This is a genomic window from Bacteroides sp. OM05-12, assembly GCF_003438995.1.
Lineage (GTDB): Bacteria > Bacteroidota > Bacteroidia > Bacteroidales > Bacteroidaceae > Bacteroides.
Map to the genome: position 1 here is coordinate 1 of NZ_QSUN01000037.1, position 23,765 is coordinate 23,765.

General features: G+C 39.2%; 14 protein-coding genes. 2 read left to right on the top strand and 12 right to left on the bottom strand.

Features of this window, described 5'->3' with window-relative positions:
• Positions 1 to 393 precede the first annotated feature (393 nt).
• Positions 394 to 1,734: a phosphatase PAP2 family protein gene (locus tag DXB63_RS16760; protein ID WP_122127536.1), complete on the top strand. Its 1,341-nt coding sequence runs from the start codon at positions 394 to 396 to the stop codon at positions 1,732 to 1,734.
• 80 nt (positions 1,735 to 1,814) lie between these two features.
• On the top strand, positions 1,815 to 2,528 hold the full coding sequence (locus tag DXB63_RS16765; RefSeq protein ID WP_122127537.1) for a DUF4369 domain-containing protein: 714 nt from the start codon (positions 1,815 to 1,817) through the stop codon (positions 2,526 to 2,528).
• A gap of 18 nt (positions 2,529 to 2,546) precedes the next feature.
• Here DXB63_RS16765 and DXB63_RS16770 read toward each other — a convergent pair whose 3' ends face one another.
• The 12 genes from DXB63_RS16770 to DXB63_RS16825 all read right to left on the bottom strand — a co-directional run bounded on the left by DXB63_RS16770 (position 2,547) and on the right by DXB63_RS16825 (position 22,814).
• On the bottom strand, positions 2,547 to 3,302 hold the full coding sequence (locus tag DXB63_RS16770) for a 1-acyl-sn-glycerol-3-phosphate acyltransferase (protein WP_122127538.1): 756 nt from the start codon (positions 3,300 to 3,302) through the stop codon (positions 2,547 to 2,549).
• Between the two features lie 149 nt (positions 3,303 to 3,451).
• Positions 3,452 to 4,450, bottom strand: coding sequence for a glycoside hydrolase family 130 protein (locus DXB63_RS16775; protein ID WP_122127539.1), 999 nt, complete (start codon positions 4,448 to 4,450; stop codon positions 3,452 to 3,454).
• 27 nt (positions 4,451 to 4,477) lie between these two features.
• Complete coding sequence (locus DXB63_RS16780) at positions 4,478 to 5,695, bottom strand: MFS transporter (protein WP_122127540.1); 1,218 nt, start codon at positions 5,693 to 5,695, stop codon at positions 4,478 to 4,480.
• A gap of 198 nt (positions 5,696 to 5,893) precedes the next feature.
• Positions 5,894 to 7,912, bottom strand: coding sequence for a glycoside hydrolase family 97 protein (locus DXB63_RS16785; RefSeq protein WP_122127541.1), 2,019 nt, complete (start codon positions 7,910 to 7,912; stop codon positions 5,894 to 5,896).
• Positions 7,913 to 7,927: 15 nt separating this feature from the next.
• Positions 7,928 to 8,785 (bottom strand): endonuclease/exonuclease/phosphatase family protein, encoded by an 858-nt coding sequence (locus DXB63_RS16790; RefSeq protein ID WP_122127542.1) that lies wholly within the window; start codon positions 8,783 to 8,785, stop codon positions 7,928 to 7,930.
• Positions 8,786 to 8,868: 83 nt separating this feature from the next.
• Positions 8,869 to 10,590, bottom strand: coding sequence for a SusD/RagB family nutrient-binding outer membrane lipoprotein (locus DXB63_RS16795; RefSeq protein WP_122127543.1), 1,722 nt, complete (start codon positions 10,588 to 10,590; stop codon positions 8,869 to 8,871).
• 20 nt (positions 10,591 to 10,610) lie between these two features.
• Complete coding sequence (locus DXB63_RS16800; protein ID WP_122127544.1) at positions 10,611 to 13,988, bottom strand: SusC/RagA family TonB-linked outer membrane protein; 3,378 nt, start codon at positions 13,986 to 13,988, stop codon at positions 10,611 to 10,613.
• 329 nt (positions 13,989 to 14,317) lie between these two features.
• Positions 14,318 to 16,591: a GH92 family glycosyl hydrolase gene (locus tag DXB63_RS16805; RefSeq protein WP_122127548.1), complete on the bottom strand. Its 2,274-nt coding sequence runs from the start codon at positions 16,589 to 16,591 to the stop codon at positions 14,318 to 14,320.
• Positions 16,592 to 16,601: 10 nt separating this feature from the next.
• Positions 16,602 to 18,881 (bottom strand): GH92 family glycosyl hydrolase, encoded by a 2,280-nt coding sequence (locus DXB63_RS16810; RefSeq protein WP_122127545.1) that lies wholly within the window; start codon positions 18,879 to 18,881, stop codon positions 16,602 to 16,604.
• 20 nt (positions 18,882 to 18,901) lie between these two features.
• Positions 18,902 to 19,897 (bottom strand): FecR family protein, encoded by a 996-nt coding sequence (locus DXB63_RS16815; RefSeq protein ID WP_122127549.1) that lies wholly within the window; start codon positions 19,895 to 19,897, stop codon positions 18,902 to 18,904.
• Between the two features lie 47 nt (positions 19,898 to 19,944).
• Positions 19,945 to 20,502, bottom strand: a complete 558-nt coding sequence (locus tag DXB63_RS16820) for an RNA polymerase sigma-70 factor (protein WP_122127546.1) — start codon at positions 20,500 to 20,502, stop codon at positions 19,945 to 19,947.
• 113 nt (positions 20,503 to 20,615) lie between these two features.
• The gene (locus DXB63_RS16825) at positions 20,616 to 22,814 is read right to left on the bottom strand and encodes a GH92 family glycosyl hydrolase (RefSeq protein ID WP_122127547.1); all 2,199 of its coding nucleotides are present in this window, start codon (positions 22,812 to 22,814) and stop codon (positions 20,616 to 20,618) included.
• Positions 22,815 to 23,765: the final 951 nt, after the last annotated feature.

Consider the following 23,765-nt stretch of genomic DNA (forward strand, 5'->3'; position numbering starts at 1 on the left):
ACTTAATTTCATGTGTAAGACTCTTTTTTGTCCAACTTTTGGGGTGCAGTTCATTTAGTCGAGAATTGAGAGTTGAGAATTGAAAGTTATTAAAAGAGCGAGAGTGAACTCTCAACTTTTAACTCTCAATTCTCGACTTTATTTAATTGCCTTCACTTTTATTGGTTATGTAACAGATGCTTACGCTCAATAGTGAAGGGTGAAGTTAGTGCGAAGAAAAGTTTGAAATACACACAGAAATGTAATCTGTTATCTTTTCCGATAAAGACCGTTTGTCTGTTGCGTAAATTACCACAAGATTTTTCTCTCTTTTTTTAGTCGGTTATAATATTCTTAATATATTTGTTGCCAAAACACGACAGATACATTATTAATACACAAAAAACTTTTTTGATGAAAACACTTTGGCTTATTGTTTTCTTGCTTCATTTTAATCTGCTATTCGCTTATCAACCGGATAGTACAGCATTATATCCTCTTTCCAAATGGGAAAGAGCAAAATTAAGGATTGATAAAGCTACTTCCAGCCGTGCCTATCAGATGACTTATATCGGCGTTCCTCTTATTGCAGCCGGATTGGTGTTGCAAAAAGAAAATAAGAATTTCAGGGGACTTCGTAACCGGTATGTTCCTCGTTTTGAACATCATTATGATGATTACTTGCAATATCTTCCTTTGGCTGCCACGTTTGGGATGAAACTGGCGGGAGTGGAAAACCGTAATTCTTGGGGAAGAATGGTGGTTTCGGATGCTTTTTCTGCCATATTGATGGCGAGTGCGGTGAACATTATTAAGAATACGGCGGAAGTGATGCGTCCGGATGGTTCTTCCCGTAATTCTTTTCCTTCAGGACACTCTGCAACAGCTTTCATGTCGGCTACTATCTTTCATAAAGAGTATGGGACGACACGCAGTCCTTGGTATAGTATCGGCGGGTACTCAGTTGCCACGGCTACCGCCATCGGGCGTCAATTGAATAATCGTCATTGGCTGAGTGATGTAATGGTGGGAGCAGGTATCGGCATATTATCCACTGAACTGGGATATTTCTTTGCCGACCTTATTTTTAAAGATAAAGGAATCTTGCGAGAACAGTTGAAATTTGGAGAAGTAAGTAAAGATACACCTCCTTCTTTCTTAGGTTATTATTTAGGGTTAGCTATGATTTCAGGGAAGCATGCTTGCATTAATGGTGTAAATTTTTATACGGCTACGGGAGCCAGTGCCGGTTTCGAAGGAGCTTGGTTTGCAAATCCCTATATCGGTGTCGGCGGTCGTTTAAGGATTTCTAACGTTCCGACCTCCATTACAGGAGATTATGCTCATGCGGCAGAAGAAATAAGCCCGGGTTCTACAGATGTCCTTTCATTAGACGCCGGAGCCTATTTTTCTTATCCTTTTTCCAATCGGTGGAGAGTAGGTAGCAAATTGCTTCTTGGCACGCAATATTCAAGAGGAAGTAAAATTACAGCTATTTACAAAAATGAAGAAGGAATCAATGAGGAGCGGAATATAATGGAGTTTGGGGAGTTTCACTCTATAAGTGTTGGTACAGGCATTTCTACAACTTATATTCTTAAAAGGAATTTCTCGGTAAGGTTCTTTTTTGATTATGATTTTATTCCTACACATCTTGCATTCGATTTATATACTTCGGGGACGAAAGAGAAACATAAAATCTCTAAACCGACTCATCTGCTGGTATTGGGCAGCTCGGTTAATATCAACTTCTAATTTTTAATTAATGATAAAATGTTTCTGATGCTAGATTATTGATTGTACCTTTGCAGGTATCAACAGATATTATATTAAGTATGAATAGATTATTCTTTGCTTTTTCATTGCTTGCAGTTCTTACCTCCTGCACATCTAAGTACAAGATTAATGGCGAATCATCCATATCCAGTTTAGATGGGAGAATGTTGTTCTTGAAAACATTGAAAGGAAGTGAATTGGTAAAGGTGGACTCTGCTGAAGTAATACACGGGTTGTTTAAAATGCAAGGGAAACTTGATTCGACAGAGATGGTCATGTTGTTTATGGATGATAATATCATTATGCCTCTTGTCCTTGAGCGTGGTCAAATCAATGTAAAGATTGATAATACGGAGTTGCGAGTAGACGGTACTCCTCTCAATGAAGCGCTTTATGGTTTTTTTGATAAGAAAAATGAATTAGACCGTCGTGCCGGAGAGTTGGAACGAAAGGAAGCCAAAATGATATTAAACGGTGAAGACCCTCTTTTGATTGAACATGAAATGGAACGGGAAAGTAAGCAAATATCTGTGGAAATGAGCTCTTTGATAGAGAACTTTATCACAGCGAATTATAACAATGTGTTAGGACCGGGAGTGTTTTTGTTGCTATGTCAGTCTTATCCGGTTATGACTCCGCAGATTGAGGACATTCTTTCTAAAGTTCCGGCAGATTTTCGTAATAATCCTTATGTGAGAGATTACATATCTACTGCCCGTAAGAATCTTCACATGATGAAAGAACATGGTACTACTACCGCAGTCAATAACTAAATAAAAAGACCAAAACCTTTAACGGTCTTGGTCTTCGTTCTTTATCATTCCTTTATATTTTTCCGGTAGTGCGCTTTGAATAACTTCATAAGATTCTTCCATCATTTTTTTGATGTTTTCGGCACCTTGTCCCTTAGGTGGAATCGGTTGATGGATTGTCAAAGTCATACGGTGGCACTTAATCCATCCTCCTGTACGTGGCCAAACATCGAATGAACCGTCTATCGTAAGGGGAACAACCGGTAATTGTAATTCATCTGCCAATTGAAAAGCTCCTTTTTTGAAATAGCCCATATGTCCGGTAAAAGTACGTGCTCCTTCAGGAAATACTACCAATGAAGTTCCTCCGGTCAGCGTCTCACGTGCCTGTTGTATGGTTTCCAATACTTTTCGCGGACCGGATCGGTCTACAAAAATATGCCCTGCAGACTCACAGGCTTTTCCAACAAATGGCATTTTGCGGAGGCTTTTCTTCATCATCCATTTAAAGTTACGTCCTAGAAAACCGTATATGAGGAATATATCGAATGAACCCTGATGGTTAGCGACAAATACATAAGATGTCTTTTTGCTGATATTTTTATGTCCTTTTACCTTGACAGGGATTAAAAGGATATAGCAAAATAGTTGAGACCATATTTTACCGGGATAATAACCCCAGAAGTGTGCATTAAACAGGCTTCCGATCATTGTTACTACGGCTGTCAGTATAGTCAGAACCAATAGAATGGGTAAAGCTATACAAATCTGGTAAATATGGTATAAAATCTTCATGGCTTTCGGCTTAATTAACGTACAAAAATAAATGATTTATTTTATTAAACCATTATTTCTGCACGCTATTTTTAATGCTTCTTATAAAAGCAGTACCTTAGTCATTATAATCACCACTTCTTATTCCGAATTTCTCTGCCGTTCCACTATTATATAATGGATGTACGCTTTGTAAATTCTATGATTTCAGGGATATATCCGAAAGCCAATCCTGTAACCGTATCGGCACATCCGTAATAAATGGCGATTCGTCCGCTTTCAGGGTCGTGCAAAGCTGCGCATGGGAAGCAAACGTTAGGAACATCACCCATACATTCGTAATTTTTTTGCGGTGATATTAAGTAAGGTCCGGAACGGAATTTTACTTTCCACGGTTTATCCAAGTCAAGCAATGCTGCTCCGAAACTATATACAAAGCCGTTACATGAAGCCAGCACACCATGATAAATCAGTAACCAGCCTTCTGATGTTTCGATAGGAGTGGGGCCGGCGCCGATCTTAGTACATTGCCAAGCACTTTGCTCGAATGGAGCCGGACTCATAACATGACGATGATGTCCCCAGAATTCCATATCGGGTGATTCACTGTAAAATATATCTCCGAAAGGAGTGTGCCCGTTGTCACTGGGGCGACTTAGCATTGCGAAATGTCCGTTAATCTTTTTAGGAAATAATACGCCATTACGATTGAATGGAATGAAAGCATTTTCCAGTTGATGGAAATTCTTAAAATCCGTTGTCCATGCCACACCGATAGTAGGTCCGTGATAACCGTTGCACCAAGTGATATAATAACGGTCATCAATAAAGCAGACTCTTGGATCATAACCGTAAACCCAAGTCCCGATTTCTTTATCATCGCACTCAAAACTTAAAGGTTCCGGCTCTATATCCCAATGAATGGCATCCTTGCTGAATCCTACATGCAGACGCATCCTCCGGTTGGTGTCGTCACAACGAAATACCCCGGCATAGGCATCTTTGAAAGGTACTATGGCACTATTGAAAATGCTGTTTGATGTCGGTAATAAATCACGGGGAATAATAGGATTGGCAGAATATCTCCATACTACTTCTTTAGAACCTTCCGGTCTGTCTTCCCAAGGCATATCGGGTAATGCTCCGCTTATAATTTTTAAATCTTTCATTATTTATTCTTTTATGTTGATATTGTATTACTGTTTATTTTTAGCATCCGGATAAGTGAATGGAACAAAATAGGTAACTAAGAAGGAAGGGATTGTTGCTATCAATACCCAAATAAAGAAATTATGATAGCCCAACCAGTCGCTCAGATAACCGCTCATCATACCCGGGATCATTACCCCCAGATTCATAATTCCTGTGGCAAATGCATAATGTGCCATTGAATGTTTGCCGGGAGCTACCTGTTGCATCATGAATAGCATCAGACCGACAAATCCGAATCCGTAGCCAAAATACTCAAGCACAATGGCTGCGCCGATCAGACTTAATTCCGTAGGTTGATACATTGCCAGTAAGAAATAGACTACAAATGGTATATTGAATGCACAGCAAAGTGAAAACAATACTTTTTTTAGTCCGAAGTGTGAGATATAATATCCTCCTAAAATAGAGCCTGCTATAAAGGCGCCCGCTCCGAATGTGCCGTATATTAAGCCGATTTCTTGTACTTCCAGTCCCAAGCCTCCATCGGTTACCGGTGCTTTTAAAAACAGAGGTACTATTTTCATGGCGTAGCCTTCCGCGAAGCGGTAAAGGATGATGAAACAGATATACCATATAATATGCTTCTTCCGGAAGAAGGTGCATATTACTTCCCCAAGCATGTGCAATGCATCTTTTGTTGTACGGACATTATCTGCTGCCGCACCACCGGAAGGGAGAATACGAATATGGTATAATCCGATGCATACCATAATCAAAGAGCATATTCCCATGATAGACATCCATGCCTCTACTACGCCGATGGAGTTTTTAAGTTCTCCTGCCAGATATACCAAAGCTCCATTGGTCAGTATTTTCGCCAAGTTGTAGAATGCTCCTTGCCAGCCGATATATTTGGCTTGTTCGGAAGAAGATAGTTCCGTTAAATAAACTCCGTCTCCGGCTATGTCATGTGTTGCACCGCTGAATGCGATTATTCCCATGAAAGCAATAGAATAGGTGAAGAAGTCGGGGAGAGGCAATGATAAAGCGACTAAAGCAAATGAAATACCGGTTACAAGTTGCGTGATGACGACAAAATGTTTCTTTGTTTTAAACATTTCAAGGAACGGGCTCCATAATGGTTTTAATGTCCAAGGTAACATAATAAGGGAAGTCCAGAATGCTATCCGGGCATTGGATATTCCTAAATCGGAGAACATCAGTACGGATACCATGGACAAAGCTACAAAGGGTAATCCCATCGCAAAATAGACAGTAGGTACCCAGTAGATAGGGTTTCGCTTGATTGGTTTGTTTGGGTCGTTTTTCACTATATTATTATTTTAGGACTCTTTTATTGGGTCTTTATGAATCTTTGTTTGTTTCCTCATCCAGCCGTCGTTTTTGTATTTGACGGCTAGAATAAAGAAACTTCCGAACTGAAAATTAGTAGAAAAATATTATTCATCGACTGGCATGAATGAGATGGCTTGTCCTCCACCTGTTGCCATTGTAATACTCAAACTTTCATTGGCAGTTACTATTTGCTCTGTAATCTGATAATCGGTTGGATTGGTTTCCCAATTTGCATCTTTTCCATCGGCATAGATGGTGGCTTTATATAGTTCTCCTTTTTCCAGGAAATCAAGTTTGATGTTTATCGTACGGGCTTCTTCGTTGGTGGAAGCACCTAGAAAATAATTTTGTTTAGCTTTACGTACTACAACGACAAACTCTCCGGGTTCTCCTGCCAATGCTCTAGACCAGTCACAATCGGCATCAAAATCCCGAAAGAACTGGAAAGCCGGATGATTCTCATAGTTCTCGATCATATCGGATGCCATTTGCAAAGGCGAATAAAGTATTACCCAATTAGCTATTTGTTTCGCTAAAGTTGTGTTTACGCGACTATTCCCTTTGTCTAGATCATTCCATTTTTTACGTTTGGGAGAGTTACGTGTCTTTTCATATAAGATATCAAATGTTCCCGGTGTATAATCCATAGGACCTGCAAGTAAGCGGGTAAAAGGTAATAACTCGTGATGTTCGGGTGGATTGCCTTCGCTCCATCCATTCCATTCCATGCCTCTAGCTCCTTCACGTGTCATCATGTTGGGATAGGTGCGGCGGATACCGGTATCTTTTATCGGTTCATGGGCATCGATTGTGGTATGGTATTTAGCGGCAGTTTCTACTACTTTTCTATAGTGCCGTACTCCGTATTGGCTATGATGCCAATATCCTCCGGGATAAGCCCCTGCATATCCGGTTTTTACGGAGTGTATACCTAGGTCGGCATACCATTTATATGCTTTATCCAATTGGCGTTCATAGTTAGGAATATTTCCACCTGTCTCATGATGCCCTATGATCTGAATGTTTTTTTCCTTGGCATAACGGGCTACTTCCACGATATCAAAATCAGCATAAGGTTTGGTATAATCAAAGGTTTGCATACCTCCCCAACTTTCCCAACCTTCATTCCAACCTTCGAACATGACGGCTTCGATGTTATTAGCAGCTGCGAAGTCGATGTATCTTTTGGCATTTTCTGTTGTTGCCCCATGGCGGTCGTCCATAGTCCATGTTTCCACACCCAAATGCATTCCCCACCAGATTCCGACATATTTCATGGGTTTGATCCAATCAGTCGTTTCGAGTGCACAAGGTTCGTTTAAATTTAGAATAAGGCCGGAATTTATTAAGCCTACTGCTTCTTTGGCAATCTGTATCGTACGCCAAGGAGTTGTAACATTACCTCCGGCAAAACGTGCTTTTATTCCGTCGGGCCACGGCGCTAATTCCGATTTGAAATTACATGCCTCTGTTTGTTTTAAGGTCATTTCAGGAAAATCGGTCAGTGCTGCTTCATGAATACTTGCATATATGTCGTTATCTGTTTTGAAAGTCATTGGGGTATTGGCTGTTTCTACCTTATTGATAGGCAAGGTGCGGTAAAGCAGTTCGTAGGTTTCAAAATTAGCAGGAATAGACCATGATACTCCATTATTTGCGATGTTGAATTCAGTAAGTTCATTAATTATGAATAACGAATCGATGTTTGGTACTTGATATTCATAGCGGAAACCTATGCCGTCATCAAATGCTCTGAAACGTATGGTTAAACGGGTTGCTTTACTATCTTTCAAATGGATAGCCACTTCATTATAATGATTACGGATAGATTTGTTTTCTCCCCATGGTTGAGTCCAAACTTCATCTTTTGTACTAAAATCCGTTCCTGTTATTTGGAAGTCTTTATATAGATTTATTCCATTATTAGCCTCAAAACCGAGTTGGGACGGAGCAATGAAAGAACTGTCATTTATACTTATCCGGTAAGCCATCCGGTTACTGTCGTTTAGACAGAAATAGATCTTGATAGTTCCGTCAGGAGAGCTTATTTCTGTTTGTGGATGATGAGAGCAGCCGCAAAGTAAAATGAGAAGTAATGAGACAATGCCGATATATCTGTTCATGGTGGTTGTATAAAGTTAAAACTGCAAAGAGATGATTTGTGGATTGTGGTCTGATAAGAAACCGATAGAATCATTACCTTCTACAGGAATTTCAGAATCAAGAACCCTGATTTGAGGTGTGACGAATATAAAGTCGATTTTCTCACGTTCTTCTATCGGTATGCGTCCGAAATCATGGAATGTATAATCGACGCCTTCTCCTTTGTCTGCAATCTTGTGGGCATCTTTCATCACGAATGTATTTGTAGTAATAGTTTCGTATGCTTCCCATTTGTCGGAAACATTAAAATCACCGGTTAGGATAGCGGGTTGATCACCTGCAATTTCTTTTATCTTGCGAATAATGAGTAATGCGCTGTTTTTGCGTGCTTCTGTACCTATGTGATCGAAGTGAGTGTTTACTGCCATGAAAACTTTTCCTGTGGTTTTATCTTTGAACTTTGCCCAAGTCGCAATCCTTATACAAGCGGCGTCCCAACCTGTCGAGCCTATGCTATCCGGCTGTTCGGACAACCAGAATGTATTGCTGTCGAGTACTTCAAATTTATCATGGCGATAGAATAGCGGAGCATATTCTCCTGCCGTTTTGCCGTCATCTCTGCCAACACCGATAGCTGAATATTCTGTTAAGCAGGATTTTAGATCGTTGAATTGATTATAGAGGACTTCTTGCATACCGATAATGTCAATGTTGTGGTTGCAAATGAATTGACAAACATTATCTTTACGGTATTGCCAACTGTTAAGACTATCTTGCGGATTGTCATAGCGTATATTAAAAGTAGCCCAACGTAAGTTTATATTTCTTTCATTTGCGCAACTGCCTAGCAATATGCTTATGCATGCCAAAAGGATATATAAATTAGTTCTCATAGATTAGGTAAATAATTTTGTTTGTGTAGTATAGAATGTCCGGAACTAAAGTCCGGACATTTCTACATTCATTTAACTATTAATCAATTACGGAAGTTGTTGGGGGTTACTCTTGCACCATTGTCATTGTTTGTATCGGCAACGTCCCACCAAACGCGATCTCCTTGAAGTGCGGAAGGTTTGTTTGGATTAGAACTTTCGTTATCGGGATAACGTACCCGTTTGATGAATTTTCCTTGTGGAACATCCGATGATGTGTTTTGCAAGATATTGGCTAACGCAGGATAATCTGTACGGCGGAACTCTGCCCATCCTTCATTACCGTTAGGGAATACAGCAATCCATTTTTGTGTGATAATCTGTTCTAGCTGTTCTTCTTTAGAACCATTGTCGAATACGTTGATGAACTTTAATCCGTCGATATAATCATTGATTGCTGCCTGACCTTTAGTTTGGTTAATTTGATAGTACTCCATAGAAGCGCGAATACCATCTAAATAATAATCTTTGGCGGATTTACCGATACCTTGCCAACCACGTAATGCAGCTTCGGCTAATAAGAAACGACTTTCAGCGTAACCTAACCATACGATTTCACGAGCTTTGCACCACCAATGTAATGGATCAAGAATATGTTGATCTTGGGTAAGGAGTACTCTGCTTGGAGAATATGTTTCCGCAGAAGTCTTTCCTTTTGGTAGCTCTCCGATAGGCATTCCTTTAAAATCTTTATCAGATTCTTTAGGACCGTCTTTTGCATTTAAGTCATCTAAAGAAGTAGGACGCCACCAAAGTATTTCACATCGTGGATCAAGAATTGTAGATTGGTTCTTGTAAGCCATTTCCATATCTTGGGACATTAACACATTGGCACTCCATTCATATAATAAGGTATAAATGTTTTCATTGCCGTCGTTATAAGAATATTTTGGAGTTAATTTCATGTTATCGGCATCGTCCTTTAGTAATCCGGCCGGATGTGTCAGGGCGGCAACTCCCTGCTGTTCTGCATAGCTCGGATTTATGTTTGAAATACGAAGAGCAAGACGCAAGCGCAGTGTATTCGCAAAACGTAACCATTGGTTTACGTCCCCACCATAACATTTGTCGTAATCTCCTAAATTATATTGCTTTCCTGTCGGAGTTTTCCCTAATTGGTCGATAGCCTGGTCAAGTAATGCAAAGATTGTTTCGTATACTTTTTCCTGTGGCATGTAATTAACCTTTTCAGATGGAGGTACCATGCCTTTTACGTAATATTCTAATGGTATATCTCCATAAGTATCTGTTTGCATGGATATTAGGAATGCATAGTATATACGGGTGATATAGAATGCATTGTGATAATATTCTTTATCACAGAAATAGAATGTTTTGAGTAACTGGCTGTATTCACCTATTGTACGGTCATCATAGAAATGACGCCAACGACTTGCCGACCACCCGTCATTGTATGAGTAAGTAGGGGAGTTCTGCTGGAAGCCTGCTACATTATTGGCAAAATAGGCACTATAAATATCATGTGTCAAGTTTGTCGTGATTTGGTAGTCATTGTAAGCACCTTCATAAACGAAGTTCCCAAAAACAGAGCCGATTGCACTTTCCATGGCCCGAATACTTTCCATTGCAGCATCCGAGAGGGTATAGTCTATATCTATGCCTTCTGCCGTACCGCCTATTACAGATATATCATAGATTGGGGCATAAGGGTCAATGTTCATTTCGTCAAAATCATTACATGATGCAAATCCTAACAGACTGCATAGTGCAAATAATTTAAATCGATTATATTTTTTAGCTTTCATATATTTCTTCTTTTAGTAAATTAAAATCCTAAGTTAACAGAGAAACCGAATGTTCGGGTATAAGGTATTGCCATGAAGTCAATAGCTTGAGAAAACATGGTTGTGTCGTAACCACCCTCAGGGCTTGTTCCCGGAGTATGCTTTAATAAATAGGCAATGTTACGAGCTACAAATGATACGTTTAATGAAGTCAACGGAGTTTTCTTTAATATTGATTTGGGGAATGAATATCCGAAAGCGAGTTCTTTTAATTTGATGAATGAAGCGTCATAGATATAATCTTCGGCAATAGTGCTTGCGTAATATTCTTGCGCTTTTACCTTTGTCGTATTGACTTGACCATCGCTGTATACACCCGGTATTGTCATCATGTAACCGTCGTTCTCGCCACGATTCATAGTCGTTTTCGCCAAACCGTTTTTAGCTGCACTCATTTCCGACATGGAGAATATTTGTCCGCCGAACTTCATATCAAATAATGCCGAAAGACTAAATCCTTTATAAGTAAAGGAAGGGGCTACGGACATTAATAGCTTAGGCTGGATATTACCGATTGGTTTTTCTAATCTGACTTTCTCGTCTTCTATTTGTTTGGGCAGACCTGTTTTCTCTTCAATAATTCTATTTCCATTATTATCATATTGATAGAGTTTTGTAGCATATATCTCTCCCAACTTATGTCCGGGGCGTGCACCTACCTTAACAGGGAAATTGCTGTCACCATTAAAATAGATATGATCTACGCCTTCTGCCAATTCTTTCACTTTAGAAACGTTCTTTGCCAAGTTTATATTCAAGTCAAAAGTGAAATCTTTAGTTTGTACCGGTGTAGAGTACAGCATGAATTCAAAACCACTATTGGTAATTAAACCTGCATTGACCCATTTTCCTCCACTCCAAGGAGCCGGAGCCGGGACTTTCATTATCTGGTTTTTCGTGCGGCTGTAATAATAGGTAAAATCGAATCCTAAACGGTTATTGAGGAACTTCATATCCAAACCACCTTCATATGATGTGGAAATTTCAGGTTTTAATCGGTCGTTCATCTTCACGTTTTGTTTATTAACAATCAACTCACCCTTTTCGAATTTTAGATCGTAAGAATTGTATAATTGATATGGGTCCGTATCTTTACCGACTTGTGCTGCGGATAGACGTAGCTTTGCAAAGGTCAGCCAAGAAGGCAGTGATTTGTCTAATGAACGTACAAAATCGGAAATAACAAAACTTAAGTTTGCTGAAGGATAGAAGAATGAACGGTTATCTGCCGGAAGGGTAGAAGACCAGTCATTGCGTGCGGTTAAATCCAATGCCAGATATTCTTTCCACGATAATTGTAAAGAACCGAATACAGAGTTAGTAGAACGCTCACGACCGGTTTCTCCTGCTGTGTTCAGCATATTTGCTGCATTAAATATCCAAACGTTTTTATCAAGCATATTTCTTACACCTGCATCCAGGCTTTCAAACTTCTGGTACATGCAGTTACCGCCAACTGTGAATCCTAAACGGAAATTATCGGTCAATTGCTTGTCACCCATTAGGATTACCTCTGCATTTGATTCAAAGAAGTTTTCTTCGGAACGTTTCATCTCATCGTCCAGGATATATCGTGGGGCACTAACCTCAAAACCATCTCCTGCATTTGTATCTTGAATGCGGGTACGATAGTAATCGAATGCGTATTTAGCACTTAAATGTAACCAGTCTGTGAAATTAATCTTTGCACCATAGTATCCGAATGCCCTCCAGCGTTCATCGGAATTGTGGCGTTGGTTGAGTACATAATAAGGATTACGGACACTGGCGTTAGGGCCTGTCCAGTTTACATGTACGGAATTGTCGTTTGAATATTGTTTCAAATCATCCAGTCGAACGTTATTTGGAATACCCATTAACTGTGAAATTGCTCCATAAACACCGAAATAAGGACGGTCTTCTGCTTTCGTGCGCGATAGAGATATCTTTCCATCCATGGATAAATATTTGTTCATCTCCATTCCGGCATTCAAGTCAATGTTGATCTTATTCAGTTTTTCATTCGGGAATACTCCTTTGTTATTGGAACTTCCGAAAGATGCTCTGAAGTGTGATTTATCTGTTACGTTACTTACAGATACATTGTGATTGTGTGCAAATCCCGTGTTAAAATAATCTTCCAATTTGTTTCCATAGTTGGAGTAAGGTAGTTGTTGTCCGTTCCATGCAGTAACCATGTGTCCGTCAAGAACTCCACCCCAGCTGCCGCCGGCAGATTTATCGTATTCTCCGTCTGTTCCTTGACCGTAACGGTCTTGTTTGTCCAAAGTCTCGGCTACTTGACTCCAAGTAAAGTTTCCGCTATATCTAACTCCGAAGCCATCTTTCTTTGAACCCTTTTTGGTCGTTACCAAGATTACTCCGTTACCGGCACGTGAACCGTAAAGAGCTGCGGCATTCGGTCCTTTCAGTACGGAAATAGATTCAATATCTTCCGGATTTATATCCATTGCACTACCTCCACGGTCTACACCTCCGTAGTATGAAGCGTCTGAGTTATTATTATCACTGAATGGGACGCCGTCTACAATCCAAAGCGGTTGGTTGTTATCTGCCAAAGAAGAGTTACCGCGAATCGTTATTTTCGTAGAACCGCCTAAACCTGTTCCTGCCGTATTCATTTGCAAGCCTGCCACTTTTCCTTGTAGTGCACTGGTTACGGAAGGATCACCGGTCTTGTTTAACTGGTCGGATTTTAATTCCTGAACGGCGTATCCCAGCATTTTCTTTTCACGCTTGATACCTAATGCTGTTACAACAACTTCGTCAATGATTTGTGTATCCTCAGACAACGTGACATTCAAAACATTTTTGTCTCCTAATGCCAGGTTTTGTGACTTGTAACCTATATAAGAATATACGATTACAGGATTTGCTTCTGTTACCTTTAACGTATAATTGCCGTCGAAGTCAGTGATTGTTCCGGTTGTCGTACCTTTTACGGATACATTGACACCGATGAGTGGTTCGCCGTTCGTATCGACTACGGTACCTGAAATGTTGCGTTCTACCGGGTCTTGTTTAACGGCTTGTGCTCCGTTGTTACCTTTGGATAGATAAACTACGTTATCTTCAATCTTATAAGTTACATTTTTACCTTTTAAAGCGGCGTTCAGTAACTCTTCCAAAGTGGCATCTTTTACGTTGACGGAAGCTATCGGTGTGCCGGATAGCTGATCATCATAAAAGAATTGATACTTGGACTGCTTCTGTACTGTTTTTATCACTTGTCCCAATGTGGTTTGTGAAGTTGACAGGGTGAACTGTGCAGCTGCCCATTGAATAGGGGCTGCCATAAATAAAAGAATCAATGAAGCACGTAGTAGTTTCGGCTTTCGCAGTAAATGATTACTTTTCATAGATTAGCATTAATTAATTGTTAACTTTAAAATCAAGGAATAAGTTATGTAAACTTTTTCGTCAATCTCTTTATGTTAATAAAACAAGTGTGCTTTTAAAATCACTTACTTGTTTTGGCGATTTTTTTCAAAAAACTTATTTTTATTTAAAATAACTCTTCGTTTGAGTTGATGGGATGGTTGGATTTAATGGTATGGTCGATTGAATCGTTTGACCTTGGGAAACCTGTCGTTTAAGCAAGGGAAGCCTGTCGTTTAGCCTAGGTCAAACGAAAGGCTTCCCCTGATAAAACGATTCAATCGATTATATGGTAGTAGAAAGGATTACTTTATCTTTTTTCTTTAGAGAATGAATATGGAAAATCTTCGTCCGTAATTCCTCTGCTCTTATTCGGTTGGTTGTTCATCTTGTAGTCGATAACTCCACCATTAATTATATCTGAATGTTTCAGGTAGTTCTTAGTGTAATTTTTTCCGTCTATACTCATGGATTGAATATAAATGTTCTCATTATTGTTGTCGGGAGCATTGATAATCAAATCCTTTTCATTTTCCAAATGAAGCGTGGCTTTCTTGAACAGAGGTGCTCCCAGCACATATTCGTTGGAACCCGGACAAACAGGATAAAAACCTAATGCCGTGAATACATACCAAGCAGATGTTTGTCCGTTGTCTTCATCTCCGCAGTAGCCGTCAGGGGCAGGAGTGTACATACGGTTCATTACTTGTCGTAGCCAATATTGTGCTTTCCATGGTTCTCCTGCATAGTTATAAAGGTAAATCATGTGTTGGATCGGCTGATTTCCGTGTGCATAATTTCCCATATTCATAACGGTCATTTCCCGAATCTCATGGATAACCTGACCATAATAACTGTCGTCGAAAACAGGTGGAACAGAAAAGACGGAATCGAGCATAGTAATAAACATTTCCTTTCCTCCCATCAAGTCGATTAATCCTTGTGGATCATGGAACACAGACCAGGAATAATGCCAACTGTTTCCTTCGGTGAATGCATCACCCCATTTTAATGGGGGAAATGGAGACATGAAGGTTCCGTTCTCATTCTTTCCGCGCATTAACAGTGTTTCTTTATCGAATACATTCTTATAATTCATTGCACGTTTGGCAAATAGCTTTATCTCTTTTTCCGGACGGTTCAACGCTTTTGCCAGTTGATAGATACACCAATCGTCATAAGCGTATTCTAATGTACGGGCGGCATTCTCGTTAATTTTCACATCATAAGGAACATACCCCAAGTTGTTGTAGTATTCATATCCGAGACGTCCGGTAGAAGAAACTTCGGGATGAACACTTTCTGTTCCGTGAATCAATCCTTTGTATAATGTCTCCAGGTCTTTTACTTTGATTCCTTTCATATAAGCATCTACCAATACGGAAGCCGAATTGTTACCGATCATGCAACCTCTATGTCCGGGGCTGGCCCATTCCGGGAAAAAGCCACTCTCTTTGTAGGTATTAATCAATCCTTCTTGAATTTCTTTATTTGCAGAAGGATACATCAGGTTTAGTAGAGGGAAAAGACAACGGAATGTATCCCAAAATCCGGTATCTGTATACATATATCCCGGTAATACCTGCCCGTTGTAAGGGCTGTAATGAATTGCATTGCCGTTGGCATCCAACTCATAGAATTTACGTGGAAATAAAAGCGAACGATATAAACACGAGTAGAATGTACGGTACTGGTCAAGTGTGCCTCCTTCTACTTCTATGCGTCCTAATACATTTTCCCATGCATCTTTACCTTTCGCAGTCAGTGTCTCAAAACTATCGTTATTTAACTCTTTCAAGTTGATGACTGCTTGCTCCGGACTAATGAAAGATGAAGCTATTCGCGCATGAACCGTTTCACCTTTACGGGTGCTGAAACCAATGATTGCACCCGTATGATTTGCCTTTTGTTCGTTTACATTTTCTTTTAAGTTCGTATCGATAACAGTTGCACGGTAGGTAAATGGTTTATCGAATTCTATTACAAAATAGTTCTTGAAGTTTTCCGGCACTCCACCGCTATTTCTGGTCGTATATCCGATAATCCTGTTTTCCTCCGGAATTATCTTTATATAAGAACCCTGATCGAAAGCATCAACAACGATGTATGAATGATCGTTTTCGGGGAAAGTAAAGCGGAACATTACAGCCCGTTCTGTCGGTGTCATTTCCGTTACTACATCGTGTTCGGCCAAATATACCTTATAATAATAAGGTTTGGCTATTTCTCCTTTATGAGAGAACCAGCTGGCACGTTTGTCTTCGTCGAATTCAGGCTTTCCTACAACCGGCATGATGGAAAACTGTCCGTAATCGTTTATCCAAGGGCTGGGCTGATGGGTTTGTTTGAATCCCCGAATCTTATTGGCAGTATATACGTATTGCCAACCGTCACCCATTTTTCCGGTTTGCGGTGTCCAGAAGTTCATGCCCCACGGACGGGCTATGGCAGGGTAGGTATTACCTGTTGAAAGTTCATAGGTCGATTGGGTTCCCATAAGCGGGTTTACGTATTCTGTGAGGTCTCCTGCTTTTATGAAAAGAGTAGAACTTAATAAAGCTGTTAGCAAAAATATTTTTCTCATATTGTCGGATTTACTGTTTAACACCCCATTGAGTTTGTTTGTCTGTCATTGTAATCTCCATTATTCCTCCGGTGATAATATCGTCGTGTGTGAAGAATGGTGTATTTAATGGCTGTCCGTTCAAGGTTACGGAAGCGATATATTTATTTGTTCTTGAGTTATTCTTTGTTATGATGGTAAATTGCTTTCCATCAGGCAAGTTGATGCTTGCTTTGTCAAATAACGGACGGCCAATGGAATAAATGGGTTTGCCCGGACATACTTGATAAAATCCCATTGAATTCAGAATATACCATGCAGACATTTGCCCGCAATCTTCATTCCCCGATAAGCCGTCGATTGAATTGGCATATTGGCTATGGAATACACTATCTACCAACTCCTGTGTCTTCCATGGACGGTTCACATAGTTATACATATGTATAATATGGTGACTAGGCTCATTACCGTGTGCATATTGTCCGATAAGTCCTGAAATATCAGCGGAAACGATTTCACCCTCCAATTGAGATTCTGCCGTAAACAAAGAATCCAGTTTATCGACAAAAGCATCCTCACCACCCATTAGCTTAACTAAACCTTCAATATCATGCGGAACAAACCACGTCCATTGCCAAGCCGTTCCTTCGCAATAATCATCATTGCGATGATTGGAAGAACGAGGACTGAATGGAGTGCGCCATTCACCTTTAGAGTCCAGGCCACGCATGAAACGAGTGCTAGGGTCGAAGTAAAATTCATAGGCTTCTGAGAATCTGGCATACTTGCTCTTATTCTCATAATCTCCGACAGCCTCGGCTAGGACCGATATGCACCAATCGTCATAAGCATATTCTAAGGCTTTAGCCACGGATTCGTTTTCACGATCACAAGGGATATATCCCAGTGTGTTTTTATAGTATTTAGCCATCGGCATAAGGTGCGGTAGAACTAACGGCGGACATTTAATTCCGGTTGTATCATATTCTGCTGCTCTTACACAAGCCTTATACGCTTCCTGTAAGTCGAAATCGCGATAACCTTTTACGTATGCGTCGGCTATAATCGATGCAGCATGATAACCGATCATTGTTCCTGTGTAGTTCGAAGCCAGGTCCCACATTGGGAATATACCACCCTCCTGATGCTTCTTTATTAAAGAATTAATAAAATCATTGTTTAAATCCGGATCTATAATCGTCATAAGCGGATGTAATGCACGGAAAGTATCCCATAAGGAAAATACGGTATAGATTGGTTTCAATGTATCACCTTGATGGATTTTCAAGTCCATTCCGAGATAACGTCCGTCAACATCCGTGAATAAGTTCGGACTGATGGCGGTATGATATAATGAGGTATAAAAGATAACCTTATCTTCTGTATTCGATGTTGTTACATCTATCTTGGACAGGTAATTATTCCATGCCTGACGGGCTTCTTTCCGTATCTTATCAAAATTCCATTCCGGCAATTCTGCTTCTACATTTTTCTGAGCTCCTTCCATATCAACGGCAGAGACTCCTACTTTTACTAATATTTGTTCGTCTTTCTCTGTATTAAAATGGAGTAGAATCTTGCATCTCGGCATAAGTTTGCCCCCTTCGTCCAGAGAAACAGAGTCTGTTACCATGGTATATTTGAAAGGCTTGGAGAATTTTGCATAGAAGTTGATATACTGGTCGAAAGCCCAATAAGTAGTCATTTTATGTCCGCGGATCTCGGTATCACTGATGACTTCTATTTCCATATCTTTGTTTCGTTGTCCCTGAATGGAGTAGTCTAAGTCAAGAATGAAACCGGCATCTTTGCTTTCCGGGAAAGTATAACGATGAAGAGCCGCACGTTTGGTTGCCGTAAGCTCGGCTTTAATTCCGTAAGTATCAAGAAATACCGAATAATAACCGGGCTCTGCGGTCTCATTCTCATGAGAAAAAGCAGAAGCATAAGCCATCTTCTGGCTTTTAGAGCCTAGCGGTTGATATTTTTGTTCTCCGACAGTAGGCATGAGCAATACATCTCCAAAGTCAGCACAGCCGGTTCCGCTAAGATGTGTATGAGAAAACCCATTGATTGTAGTATCGGCATAGTAATAGCCGGAACAAGCATCCCAACCGTCTATGCGGGTATCGGGACTTGGTTGTATCATGCCGTGTGGTACTACGGCTCCCGGAAATGTATGTCCATGTCCACCGGTTCCGATAAACGGGTTTACATAATCGGCATATTCTTTCATTTTTAGAGAATCTGTACAGGAGTTCAGAGACAATAAGCCTACTAAACATCCAATTAAGAATGTTCTGACTTTCATAGTATTATGTTTGCTTTTAATTAGTTGCTTTCCGGTAATATAAAAATATTGTTATCTACAATTTTATAGTTCATCGGTATCGAATTCTTCAGTAATTTCAATACGGATTCAATACTGTCTTTCTTTTTCAGTACTCCTGAATAAGTTTTATTAGTACTTATGTCGGGAGAGAGAATGATCTTCACATTATAGAAGCGTTCCAATGTTTTTGCGATGTTAAAGATTGTCGCTTTTTCGAAAGGAATCAAGTTGTTGTGCCATACGGCATCCAGTTTTGCATCGACTTCTTTAACTTGCATACGCTTGGTAACTTTGTTCAATTCCGCTTTCTGTCCCGGTGAAAGGATTATCATACCTTCTTCATTGTTTCCTTTGACCTCAATTTCACCTTCTATTAATGTTGCTTCTGAGATGCGGCAGGTCGGACTACATTTAAGATTAAAGATAGTTCCTAATACTTTTATTTTCATCATCTCGCTTTGCACGATAAAAGGTCTCTTACGGTTCTTGGTTACTTCAAAGTATGCTTCTCCATTCAAATATACATTTCGTTCTTTCTCAGAGAATTGACGAGGATATTTCAAACTGGAAGATTGATTTAACCATACTTTCGTTCCATCTGGTAGAACTATTTCTCTCACTTGTGATTCCGAAGTCGTGGCTACAAGCATATCCTCCTTGTTACTTGTATTGAATTGCCAATAAGCTAAAGCAGAAACTGCGATTACTATAGTTATAACTGCTGCATATTTAATCCATTGGTGTAATTTGAATATCTTTTGCTTCCCTTTTTTCTCTTTTGCCAATTTACTATCTAATCGTTTTTCTGCTTTGGTTATCAAACGATCGTCTGTAAAACAACGGCTATTTCCTAAATGATATATTTCTTCCCATTGAAATATTTTTTTTGCATTCTCATCTGATTCTTTGATCCAAGCATCTATCTTTTCCAAATCATCATTAGAGCAATTACCTTCAAAATAGCGTATTAGTATATCGTAATGTAATTCATTCATTTTCTCTTCCATATCCATATAAAAAACAATTCAACTAAAAAAAACACTTACCCTTTTATTGAAAATAATACGATTAAAAATAATAGATGACTAAGTCTGCCCCGTAAAAGTTTCAAGGCCTTGTACATATGAGCTTCGACAGTTCGTAGAGATATTCCTAGAATATCGGCTATCTCTTTGTTTTTCATGTCGTGTAGGTAACTTAGTTTAAATACTTCTTTGCATTTATCCGGTAGTTCGTTAATGGCATTTTGGATTTCTTTTCTCAACTCTTGGTCTTCTATTCTTTTAATAACTTCACTGTGGTCAGGCTGATAATATTCCATCTTTCTTTTGTAGATGTTTTCCATTGCTGCCGTGTAATTGCCTTCCACCATTTTGTGCTTCAAAAGATTAATTGCTTTTGAATAAACAGAACGATAAAGAAATGCCAGGATTTGGTCACCCATTTCGATTGTATCTTTTCGTCGCCATAATTCAACGAATACATCTTGTACTATATCTTCTGCTTCGTCAGCTCCCAATAGGCGGGTAGCGTAGAAAAGCAAGTTAGGATAATACTTGCGAAAAATTAATTTATAGGTCAAATCAAAGTTTTCGTCCATGTAATGTCATGTTTTTCATTAGTTAAACAGAGGATTTACAATATTACAGTTTATATTTTATTAACAGCTCTGCTAAATCTTATTTTTAACTTTATTTACATCTAAACTTTGATTCATTTATACCATGCTTTTCCCGGTTTATTACTCATCTCAAATTCTATGGTAGATCCATCCATGATTTGCTCATGAGTGATATAGCTTTTATTATATGGTTGTCCGTTTAGTTTGACAGATTGTATATAGATGTTATCGGAGCTGACTGTCGGAGCAAGTATTGTAAATGTTTTCTCATTAGATAGATGTATTTTCGTTTCAGGGAATAATGGAGTACCAATTTCGTATTGTCCGCTTACCGGATTTACCGGATAAAATCCCATAGCACTGAATACATACCAAGCTGACATTTGTCCGCAATCTTCATTTCCACATAATCCGGCAGGTGTATTCTTATATAAATCACGCATTACCTCCGCTACATACTTCTGTGTTTTCCATGGCTGATCTACCTTATTATATAAGTAGATGACGTGATGACTAGGCTCATTGCCGTGAGCATATTGCCCGATCATACCTGTACTGAAAATGGGTAGTTCTTCATTCTTTGCAGGATAGTAAGTGAACATACTGTCTAGCTTTTCTGAAAAATGCTCTTTCCCTCCTGTCAATTCTATTAATCCGTCAATATCTTGCGGAACGTACCAGAAATATTGCCAGCCATTACTTTCCGTAATATGAGTTGTATATTCTTCTGCATTAAACCTTTCTATGAACTGTCCCTTATCATCGCGAGGTTGCATGAAAGATGTTGCCGGATTATATAGATTACGGTAATTTTGTGAACGTTTATAGAATTCGTCCGCAATATTCTTCTTTCCCATCTTTTCTGCCATTTTGGCAATACAGTAGTCATCAAATGCATATTCCAATGTTTTGGAAAGTGATTCTTCTTCCATATTATAAGGTATATATCCATATTTCTTATATAAACCTATGCCTCGATAATTATCTATATTAGCAGTCGTTATGCAGGCTTGCAATGCCTCTTCTGCATTAAAGTCACCTATTCCTTTTAGATATGCATCGACGATAACCGGTACGGAATGATAACCGATCATCATGTCTGTTTCACTACCATAGAAATTCCATACGGGTAAACGTCCATTTTGCTGATAAAAAGCTAAAAATGATTTAATCATATCATTTGTACGTTCAGGTTCCGTATATGTGAAAAGAGGATGTGCTGCCCGATAAGTGTCCCATAGAGAAAATGTTCCATAATTGGTCCATCCTTCGGTTTTGTGTATTTGTTTATCCGGACCATAATATGAACCGTCTACATCACTATAGATGGTTGGAGCTATCATAGTATGGTATAGAGCTGTATAGAATACTGTCTTATGATCTTCATTGTCACTGTTTACTTCGATTTTAGAGAGTTGTTTATTCCAAGCATCTCTTGCTTGAGACAGATATTTATTAAAATTATTATGTGGTGCCTCTGCTTCCAGATTTTTTGATGCTCCTTCCATGCTTACTCCTGAAATTCCCGTAGCTAAGACTATTTGCTCGTCTTTCGATGTTTTAAAATTGAAGCGTGCAACGTAGCTTGTTCCGATTTGCTTTCCATCTTTTATGATACTTGCTGTATCTATTTGCATATTATCAAAAGGACGGGAAAAACGTGTCTTGAAATATATTCGCTGATCGCGGGCCCATCCGTCGGAAAAACGATAGCCTTGTATGGTAGCAGAGTCTACTATTTCAATATATGAGTCGTTGGTAAAATCCCAATTCATAGCTTTTCTGAGATTTAAGAAAATGGCAGATTCTGCTGCCGGGAAAGTGTATTGTTGAATACCACATCGTTCGGTAGCCGTCAATTCTACGTTGATACCATAATCCTTTAAGAATACTTGGTAGTATCCGGCAGAGGCATTTTCGTTGTCATGCGAAAATTTAGAATAGATGCCGAGTGGTGCTTCTGCTTCTTTATATGGTATAGTAACAGGCATATAAGATATATCATATAAATCTCCGGCTCCTGTTCCGGATAGGTGTGTGTGGCTGAAACCGCCAATTGTACTATCCGGATAGAAGTAACCTGATATCCTATCCCAGCCAGGCAGACCATTGTCCGGGCTTAATTGTACCATGCCGAAGGGAACTTGTGCTCCAGGGTAGGTGTTACCTGTAAAGTCTGTTCCAATAAATGGATTAACATATTGGGTATAATCTGTGGAGATTGGCTTTTGTGAGGTACAAGCTACAAGGGATAGTAAAGCAATTGACAAAACGGCTAAGTGTGTTTTCATAAGTTATATAGGTTTTATTAGTCGATATTACTAAATCATATTTAATAAAACAAGCTGCTATAAAAAAACACTTAACCGTATTTATAAGAATTGTTTTAACTAACCCGTTGGCGGAATTAATAAATTAAAAGATTTATGTTTAGGAAGTTGTGCATATTATTGATATTTAGTAAATTAAAGGTATCGAATTATAATAGTATTGATGCCGTTCACATCATTTTGGGTAAGAAATTATAGGAGATTCAATATACAGATTATAATCATTTCTTGTTCTGCTTCCCATAAAATTTCACATAGTTACCTAAATGCATACTTACCGGAATCTGTCTACCGGAACATACGGTCGGTTGTTTGCAAACAATAGGAGTTTGTCATCAATCGACCGTATCTTTGTCTACAAACAACCTGATGTTTTTTTCAATCAACCCTATGTTTTTTAAAAACAACCTGATGATTTAAAAAAACATCAAGGTCATTTTATAAATCGCACAAGGGAGCGTTGCTTAACACTCAAGGGGATGATGACTAACGCTCAAGGGAGCGATAGCTTACATCTACGGGGGCGTAAGCCAACACTCCCTTAGGCGTTTTTAGCTTGCTTGTTTTGCTGATTCTGCTGTTTCAACTTTTACTTTGATTTGCCTTCACCTTATCACGATTTTCTCCTTTGTAATTGATTACTAATTAATTAAAGTGAAGGCACTGCTTTTTTCGTGACAAGCGGTAAAAGCTCTCCCTCTGTTTATAGAGGGAGTACCCGCAGGGGGAGGGAGTCCTTTCTTTGAAGTTGAAAGTTGAAAATGGAAAATGCAAGAACTCCTCCGTCACTTCGTGACACCTCCTCTATAAACAGAGGAGGTGCTTTAACTCTCAATTCTCAACTCTTAATTTCCAACTAAAATGAACTGCACCCCAAAAGTTGGACAGTTAATTATTTGTTTCTATAATTGA

Excerpts from the sequence above, each read along its gene's own strand:
- DXB63_RS16770 (WP_122127538.1), bottom strand. The coding sequence starts at position 3,302 with ATGAAGATTTTATACCATATTTACCAGATTTGTATAGCTTTACCCATT.
- DXB63_RS16785 (WP_122127541.1), bottom strand. The coding sequence starts at position 7,912 with ATGAACAGATATATCGGCATTGTCTCATTACTTCTCATTTTACTTTGC.
- DXB63_RS16760 (WP_122127536.1), top strand. The coding sequence starts at position 394 with ATGAAAACACTTTGGCTTATTGTTTTCTTGCTTCATTTTAATCTGCTA.
- DXB63_RS16805 (WP_122127548.1), bottom strand. The coding sequence starts at position 16,591 with ATGAGAAAAATATTTTTGCTAACAGCTTTATTAAGTTCTACTCTTTTC.
- DXB63_RS16790 (WP_122127542.1), bottom strand. The coding sequence starts at position 8,785 with ATGAGAACTAATTTATATATCCTTTTGGCATGCATAAGCATATTGCTA.
- DXB63_RS16800 (WP_122127544.1), bottom strand. The coding sequence starts at position 13,988 with ATGAAAAGTAATCATTTACTGCGAAAGCCGAAACTACTACGTGCTTCA.
- DXB63_RS16810 (WP_122127545.1), bottom strand. The coding sequence starts at position 18,881 with ATGAAAGTCAGAACATTCTTAATTGGATGTTTAGTAGGCTTATTGTCT.
- DXB63_RS16795 (WP_122127543.1), bottom strand. The coding sequence starts at position 10,590 with ATGAAAGCTAAAAAATATAATCGATTTAAATTATTTGCACTATGCAGT.
- DXB63_RS16780 (WP_122127540.1), bottom strand. The coding sequence starts at position 5,695 with ATGGGATTACCCTTTGTAGCTTTGTCCATGGTATCCGTACTGATGTTC.
- DXB63_RS16815 (WP_122127549.1), bottom strand. The coding sequence starts at position 19,897 with ATGAATGAATTACATTACGATATACTAATACGCTATTTTGAAGGTAAT.
- DXB63_RS16775 (WP_122127539.1), bottom strand. The coding sequence starts at position 4,450 with ATGAAAGATTTAAAAATTATAAGCGGAGCATTACCCGATATGCCTTGG.
- DXB63_RS16765 (WP_122127537.1), top strand. The coding sequence starts at position 1,815 with ATGAATAGATTATTCTTTGCTTTTTCATTGCTTGCAGTTCTTACCTCC.
- DXB63_RS16825 (WP_122127547.1), bottom strand. The coding sequence starts at position 22,814 with ATGAAAACACACTTAGCCGTTTTGTCAATTGCTTTACTATCCCTTGTA.
- DXB63_RS16820 (WP_122127546.1), bottom strand. The coding sequence starts at position 20,502 with ATGGACGAAAACTTTGATTTGACCTATAAATTAATTTTTCGCAAGTAT.